The organism is Oleiphilus sp. HI0061 (assembly GCF_001635675.1).
Genome location: NZ_LWFE01001095.1, coordinates 1 through 8,187 on the forward strand (window position 1 = coordinate 1; position 8,187 = coordinate 8,187).

An 8,187-nucleotide genomic window follows, 5' to 3' on the forward strand; every position below is an offset into this window, starting at 1 on the left:
TCAACCACCAATCGTAATAGGCTTTAACTCGATTCAAGCGCCGTTCGTAACGGCTACGCTTGCGATGATCATGTGGAATAAGTGCTAACGATGACTCGGCTTGCTCAATTTTCTTGGCATATTTAATCTGCTCCTCATTCATAAAGAATCGCAAGTCTTCAGTCTCGCTGGCATGATTAATCGCCGCAGCAAACCTGTCCTGCTCATCTTCCCAGTGTGCAGCGTCCTGGTTCTCCATCGCTTGCTTTGTTTGCTGTATTTTGTCTTCACGAAGCGCAATACGCGTTGCCATCATGGTGTCGAATGAGTCCAGCTGGCTAGCCCATTGAGATAAAGATTCTTCTAACTTATACAGCTCATGCAGCTCACTTACCTGGCGCTGAAACGCATCCGTTGCCAGAAGGTGTGCAAAGCTATAGTCATTAGGCTGAACATTTAGCATGCCATAGGCATCATTCACTAACTTCGCATCACCTAAGGGGCGTGAAAGGTTCAAGGCGGCAATCAAACGCGACTCATCGACCTCTTGTGCTTGTCTGCCAAAACGCTCTTGTAAAGATTCATAATGCTCAACAGCCACTCGGTAGCTTTGGAGTGCAAGCTTTGTTTCACCCATTTGCTCGTACAGATAGGACAAAGCATAAGGCACTTGCTGTAACCAGGGCGTAAATTGTGGGCGCTCTTTCAACAACGTTAAAGCTTCGAGCGCCAAGCCGTGCTGACCAAGGTTAGTCGCAGCAACTGAATAAGCGAAAAGTGCCTGGTCAGATAACAGACTATCTTTTCTGATTTCGCGTAAGACACCTAAAGCGGATTGATTGTCTCCCTGCTGAAGGTATAGCTGCCCAAGGCTTAGCAAACACTGTTCTCGTAAGTTAATACGCTCCCCAGCACCAACATCATTCGACTGACTATAGAGTTCATCTATTTGATTAAGCAAACCAGCTGCCAAGCGCTTCAAATCTCGCAAAGCAACACTTCGAACCACTTCATAGTTCGTATTAGACGCTGCCGCTAATCCACCAACGGCGGCATTATACTGAAGGTACTGTCGCCATAAGTTGCCAGGAGGAATCTGGCTAATCAAGCTTGCAAGCATAAGGGGTTTATTTTCTTGTTTGATACTATGATCCCGTCCGATCAATAGTCCTTTCATATAGAGCATTTCATGGAACAAATGAGGCTTTTCCTTTCGCAAAAGCTGCATCTGTACTTTGTCAAAACTTTCTGAAGAGCGCTTATCATCGGCGGTAAGGTAGAAGACCTTACCTAAGTAGTACCAAGCCTGGTTACGATCGCTCAATGAAATTTGCTTGGTTAGAAGCGTCTCAAATACTAGTTTGGCCTCTTCGACCATTCCGTAAGAGAGCATCAGCCCCCCCTCCACTAATTCCGGATGCTGGCCATGCCCCTGGATTCCGGAACGGAGCTTGGCAACATTTAGCGCGCTCAAAGCTTCAAAGAAATTTCCTTGATGGTACTGGAACAGTACCTGACCGTAATTTAAGTCTTGAGCACGTTGATATACCGGGTACTCATCAACCAGCTTTGCTTCTGAAGACTGAGCAACACCCGTCCACAGACTCACGCAGAGAATACACAAGGTAATCAGTGCTTTCACAAAGCGCTGAGTTTGCTCAGGAAGATAAGTTTTTAGCACGCTAGTTCCACTCAACGATTTCAACATGAGGTTGATAGTTTTCACTTTGGTCGCTTATCTGAATCTCTAGCGAAGCAATATCACTTGCCTTTTCAAATAGCATGGTGGCAGCTTTTTTGTACTCGCGCTTATCAGGCCCGAGCCCGCTTACAACGGCCGTTAGCTCGTGCTCGCCACTCTTCAAGTTACCCATATGCAAACGCTGCATACCGCCCTTTCGTAATGCTGTGACTTGACGCTGCGTATACAAATGGCTAGCAACAATTTCATCATTCAGCTTTAAGGTCACGCTGTCAGGCTTGAAGAATTTACCCGTATCCAGACTCAGATAAACAACAAACTGGGTATTTGCCGGAAACAGCAAATCTTCTTCCAGAATAAACAGGTCTCGATTCAGCTTGATGACCTTTTTCTTCAGCTGCGCCACACTCAAGGCAACAGGCTTGTCCGCCACAGGCGCAGACTGTTTTTCGATAACCGCACCCGGCTCGGTCGCTGACTCCTCACCAAAGCTACTCACTGAAACTAGGCATACAGCAAACAAGAGTATGCTTTTCAATGCTTTTCTGGTCGCTTTATTATTCATCTAACTCTTCCCCAATTCTCTCTAATATTCCATCGTGACCGATATACGCGTGACCCACGCATCGAAACCATACAAAGGTTCGTTTCCTGCAACAGTAGAAGGTTTGGTCACATCTCTGAAGTTGTCATAGGAAAATTCTAAGTAATCAACCAAAGCCGTTAGCTTTAGCCTATCTACATGTGGGATGGCACCTTTACCAAAAATATAACTTGCTCCTAAACCAATCGTATAATCACTAAAGGTACTCAATTCCTTATCACGCCCCATAAAGTCTTGTGAGTCCTGAAAGGGGAAAAGGTCACTATAAAAGTCTGCACTGGTTTGCTGGTAATAACGATATCGGCCCTCAAAGACCCAAGAAGGACCAACCGGGTGAATATATTGAAGTTCGAAGGTATCCGCTTCTATCCCCCAGCTGTCAGTGAAATAACGATACTCTGCTTTAATCGATGCTCGATACGGCAAGTAGTAAAGAGAACGAAGTGCAACAGCTGTACTGGTTCGTGTTTGCGGGTATTTTTCAGTAGCTGTCTCGAAAGATGAACCACTCTGATAGCGGTATACGCGATAGGGGTTATTCAAATAACCTTCGTCAGTAATAATATCGACGTCCACGCCAAAGAGCATATTTTTCGTGATGACTTGAGATAGCCCCAGTTTGTAGTTCTGCCTGTCAACATCTTCAGAAAAGTCACTCTGAATCATTCCAACTTCATCCCATCCTCTGGAATAACCCAAGCTCAAGTTAGTTAAATCACCAAAGAAATCTTGTGAAACAGAAACAAACACTGTGTCGGCTGAGAAGTCATTTTCTTCACTGTTGGTATAGCCCGCGCTCACTATCGTTTTCTCATGAAGAAAATCTACCCCGGCACTGTACTCAGTTCGCTCTTCTTCATAAGCACTAGCAGTGGCGCGCACATCAATAGACGCCGACGACACTGAATCAACATAGTAATGTCCATTCAGGGAAAAATTCGTACCGGCACTTTTTCTTACCAGAACAAAGGGGCCATTAATATCCATACCACCGCCTTCGTAACCATGATACAAGGCGTCAACCGTATCAGGAGGAAGCGTTGCAGCATTGCCTACTGCACTGATCACCAGGGAATTGACAATAATTAACAATTGAAAAAAGGCTTTAAAAAAAGGCACCTTGGCTTTCATTTTAATTACAGCCACAGCCACCTCCTGCGCCGCCCTCTGCTCCGCGAGCAGACTCCCTTGCCTGGTATACATGGTGAATGTATGCACCCGCTGCCCCATGTCGATCTAAGCTCATAATAGGGTCGGCCAAATTACTTCGCTCATAGGGTTTTACCCACGGCTTAATTTCACCGCAAGCCTGCAAGCCACCAAAAGACAGCAAACAGATAATGACGCATAGGACTGGTTTAATACTGTTCATATTAGGAACCCGTGAACTATTCTCTGATCAACTGTTTAACCTGGTTTGCGTACTCTTCTTCATAGCCGGGCTTATATCCGCGATGTAAAAAGCGCTTGTTGCCATCGCGATCAATCATCACAGTTGTCGGCATCGCATCCACCTCGTACATCTCACTTACCTTGCTTGTCGAGTCATAGACCACAGGAAAATCAACCGGCAGAGCTTTCAAAAAGCGATCTGCATCAGCTGAATCTTCATCCACATTGACCGCTAAAATGGTAAAACCCAAGTCTTCATATTTGGCAAAAATATCATTCATCAAGGGCATTTCCTGACGACATGGCCCACACCATGAAGCCCAGAAGTTCAGCATCACGACTTCTCCTTTTAACTCTTCAAGCCGGATATTGCTGCCTTGATTACTTTTGAGCGTAAAGTCGGGTGCCGCGCCACTCAGTTGCTCAGCACTCGATAGGCCAGATAAACTCAACAAAGCGGCTGTCACTAGAGACTTGGCTATGGTCATTCGCATCTTGATTCCCTCAATTCTTTTCAGTAAATACTTTCATTTTTTAAACCCTTCCAAGCATGCTTAGAAGAACAGGGACACACCCATTCCCAGCTCTGAGTTAAAACTGATTTTCTCAGGCCCTACGACATCTATTTCGTAAAAGTGCTCTTTCGCTGTAAAGTGTAAAGAGACAAAATCAGTCAGTAGTAATTGGTACCCCAATCCGACTACCCCCGTTAAACGGGTTTCTCCGGCAAAGTCTGTTGCACCAACAGCTGCAGATACGTAAACGTTATTGTTAAAGGCATAATCTCGGCCAAAATAGCTTTCGCCAGGAAGCTTAAATGCCACCCCAAAGTTATAGTAAAGGTAATCACGGTCATCACTCGATAACACCTCTACAGCACCAAGGGTCTCAAAGCTGCTTTGCCCTGCTTCACTCATCCCGATATGCGTTTCAAACATCAGGTTTCCACTTAAATGAAACGCCAGACGAGTGCCGTAAACCAATGCAGACTCGAAATCTTCAATGTTCATCACGCCGGTAAATACGCCGAGCTCAAAATTCTCTGAGTCGATCATTGCCTCATCAAGCACTACCGGCTTTACATCAGGCTCTATTAATGGGCTATGTTGCTCAGCACAAGCATTCCCCACCACCGCTGACAGGGTTAAAACCATCAACCAAATACATTGTTTGCGCTTCTTCAAAAGAACACGCTTAATCCAATTTTCCATTCTGTCGCTTCTTCGTTGCTTTCACGGTTAGTAAAAATTTTATAGTCCTTCACTTCCATACGAACAAAATAACGGTCGCTCAAGTAATATCGTGCCCCTATACCGGCATGAATAGATTCTTCGTCCCGCTTTGCTTCTTCAGATAAGGTCGCCTTGGGGCTGATAAATACCATGCCCGCCCCTAAAGTAAAAAACGGTGAGAACTTCCAGGAAGGAAATGGCTGATGAAGCAAGTTCACGCTTGCGACTTTTATCTCAGCCGAATCACCCAGCACCTGACTCCCCCATAATTCAAGAGATATGTTGTTGGTCATCCAATAGCCCAGATAAGCCGAATTAAGGGCTGCTTTGTCAAACTGACCACTCATCAAACCTGCTTCCCAGCGACGTGTATTGAAGTCATCAAAGACTGGTTCTGTGATCTTCACAGTTTCGCCATTAGCGTCTTCCATCTGCAATACATCAGCAATATTCAACCAACCTTCATTACCTTTGCGATCACGAACTTTTAACCACTCCGTCTTTCGAGTTGAAACTTCTAGCCACTCCCCTTTTTCGCTGATATGGAATACAGGGAAACCTTGCGCGGGGCCTGTGCGCCATTCCACAAAAGGAAGTACCACTTTAAGCTGAGGCGCAAATACGGTAGACCCGGCATGGTCTTCACGAGTTTCGGCCTCACTGGCTAAAACAGGCCATGAGAACAGCGACAAAATGAAGACCACCAAGCAAGAATACTGGCAGCGTGTTAAGCCTGACATAAATATCCTTTTTTAATCATGCAACGTTCAACTCTTCTCTACACACGAGGAAAATCTCTATGTAATCAATACTAGTTAATTGGTGCCGCAAAAGGGTCGTTAAAGTATTGCGCCCCAAGGTCCAACCATTCAGAAATCAACTTAAGCTCGGATAAAGTGAGATCACCTTCATGAGAACCACCTGCTTCAAACAAGTCTAAAAATTCCCCACTTCTCAAAGCACCTGCTGTATTCATAGTTGGCCCCACTGGTACAGTTTCCTGGACGTAAATAATGTTTTCGAATTCATCACGAAGCGGCTCACCTTCGTCATCCAACACTGGCTGATCGCTATCGACTAAGCGGTCAATTAAAATGCCTTCAACCAGTTCAACTTCATTATCATTAAATAATAGCTCACGATAAGACTTATAGTGATCTGGATCGTCAGTTGAAGGACCATTACTCAAATCCAACTGCTCAACCGGAACTTGAGTTTCCCCTTCACTGTCTACATTACTATGACAGGATGTACAGGTACGGTCTTCTTCAAGTTCATCGACGATACGTGATCTCGGCACCGACCATAGAGAATGAATATGTGTTTCATAGTTCACCACTATTCGACACCCTAGTCCCCAAGTCCCTTCACAAGTTTCCTTAATTGGCATTGGTGTCGTTAAATCTTCATAAGCATAGCTAATATCATTGTCTGTATCGGCAGGAACGACCCACTCATCAGTATAAGTAATATCAGGGCTTAGATTTCGAATACCATAATTTTCGGTATAGGCCTGCGCCATGGTTTCCCCCATTAGCACACCAAAGGGTGTATCTTCATCAGGCCCGGCAGGAGACGTTCCCGGAAAAGGAAGACCAACAGTCTCTGCCCCCGTATTGACCGGTTCAGGCCCAGCGCCATTACGCCCATGCGGGACTTCGCTTGCACCCGTGTGGCAACCGTTACATTCTATTAATTCCCCTGGAGCGACTTGCAGCCAGTTTTGATGACGCTCACTAGTACGCTGCCCTTTTTCATTTAATACGCTAAGTGCAAAAGCAACATTGGCTGGTACGGTCACCATTACAGATCCATCTGGTTCAATAGGAACATAACCCAGGATTTCCCGCATAGATTGCGCTCGACTTCTACCAAAAGCGGAGTTATCAAAATCACGTACGTTTTCATCAGGTATTGAAACAGCCTTCTCGATTCTTAGAAAACGTTGAGGACGCTCAGAAGGCTCTGTCACCTCAGGATTAGCAAGCGCCGCTAAACCGGCAGGAGACGTATCTTCACCATCAAAGTCATAGACACTGCGAATATGAATCGCTCCTAAACCATTACCAAAGTTTTCCAACTCTACTGGAACGTAGTCTTCCGGTTCTGGCCGACTTGTAACCAACATCACCTGATCGTAGCGATTACCTTCACTCGGTAAGGCAACCACTTTTAAGGTCTTATCGCTCGCATCATAGACATATAAACCATAGAGAGGTGTCGCGGCTTCATAGGTATCTGAAGCGAGTTTCTCTTCGGTACAATATTCTGGCTGGCCTTGTTGATCACCATCTGTTTCAGCATCGATATCGATCAGGGCAACACGACATAAGCTCCAGCTCACCAAGTAACGGTTTGAGCCATCATAAAGCGGTACAAAAGCGCCATACTGACCGTTTATCGTTTGTTCATCACTTGAGGTGACCCCGTCAATAATCGCGACTTGAGCCTGCCCTTCAATTGCGTCACTGCCATCGATGGCACGGTCTGCATCAATGAATTCATCCAAATTAATCTCGAGAGGTTGTGCGGCAAACGTAGCGCTTTCGAAGGTACGCAATGAAACCGCAATATTACCGTTTTCTAACTCTTTAGGTTTCAAGAACTGAACTTGGTCACCGTCTTCACCTGAATCATGGGAATGGCGGCCATAGAGGTAATTCAAGCCTGTACCGTCGGGGTTAATCTCGTATAAGTTAACACCATTGTTTCGTGTTTGCCCCGCGTTGTCCCAACGAGAAAACAGGACTTTGCCGTTATTCAACAGGATAGGGTCTAGATCGTGGCTTTGGTTAAAGGTAAGTTGCTGAATATTTTGTCCATCACCATCCATAATATGAAGGTTAAAGGCGTGTACATTTCGCTCTTCATCAAGTGCAGGATAACCCGTCTTACCTTCATTCAATAAAACAGCCTTGGCACGCGTCTGGCGCGTTGAAGTAAATAAGATACGATCACCTGGAAGGTAGCTGGGTGAAATATCATGCCCATCTTCAGCCCTGACATTCAGCGTACTATCAAAAATACGGCGGAGCGTGCTGCTCTCTATATTATATTCCCAGATATTCCAAGTAGGCTGATCTTCTTCATCGGCATTCTCTATCTCTGGCGCACGCATCGAGAAGAGTAGTTTCTTACCATCATAAGAAGTACTGAGGTCACGTACATCGTAGAGCAGCTCACCGTCGTCGTTTAAGAACGATTCATCAGCAAAGGCTGCCGAAGAAATATCCACCGTTTGAGCATCAAGTGATGCTTTTTGCTTTAGGTATAAAACA

8 protein-coding genes are annotated in these 8,187 nt (G+C 45.4%); all 8 read right to left on the minus strand.

The window, feature by feature from the left end; all coding sequences use genetic code 11:
• Positions 1–1,660, minus strand: a 1,660-nt coding sequence (locus tag A3735_RS15615; protein WP_068638241.1) for a tetratricopeptide repeat protein, incomplete at its 3' end; no start/stop codon positions are given.
• Between the two features lies 1 nt (position 1,661).
• The gene (locus tag A3735_RS15620; RefSeq protein WP_068553281.1) at positions 1,662–2,246 is read right to left on the minus strand and encodes an AraC family transcriptional regulator; all 585 of its coding nucleotides are present in this window, start codon (positions 2,244–2,246) and stop codon (positions 1,662–1,664) included.
• 21 nt (positions 2,247–2,267) lie between these two features.
• Positions 2,268–3,431, minus strand: coding sequence for a DUF3570 domain-containing protein (locus A3735_RS15625; protein ID WP_231875510.1), 1,164 nt, complete (start codon positions 3,429–3,431; stop codon positions 2,268–2,270).
• Positions 3,418–3,657 (minus strand): DUF4266 domain-containing protein, encoded by a 240-nt coding sequence (locus A3735_RS15630; RefSeq protein WP_068553283.1) that lies wholly within the window; start codon positions 3,655–3,657, stop codon positions 3,418–3,420. The genes A3735_RS15625 and A3735_RS15630 overlap by 14 nt, the downstream gene beginning before the upstream one ends.
• 16 nt (positions 3,658–3,673) lie before the next feature.
• A complete protein-coding gene (locus A3735_RS15635; protein WP_068553285.1) occupies positions 3,674–4,171 on the minus strand; it encodes a TlpA disulfide reductase family protein in 498 nt (165 codons plus the stop codon).
• Positions 4,172–4,231: 60 nt separating this feature from the next.
• Complete coding sequence (locus tag A3735_RS15640; RefSeq protein WP_068553288.1) at positions 4,232–4,888, minus strand: outer membrane beta-barrel domain-containing protein; 657 nt, start codon at positions 4,886–4,888, stop codon at positions 4,232–4,234.
• Positions 4,858–5,649 carry an SH3 domain-containing protein gene (locus A3735_RS15645; RefSeq protein ID WP_068511553.1) on the minus strand — a complete coding sequence of 264 codons (792 nt, stop codon included), beginning with the start codon at positions 5,647–5,649 and terminating at the stop codon, positions 4,858–4,860. The genes A3735_RS15640 and A3735_RS15645 overlap by 31 nt, the downstream gene beginning before the upstream one ends.
• Before the next feature lie 71 nt (positions 5,650–5,720).
• The coding region (locus A3735_RS31050) for a hypothetical protein (RefSeq protein ID WP_068638243.1) at positions 5,721–8,187 on the minus strand (2,467 nt) is incomplete at its 5' end.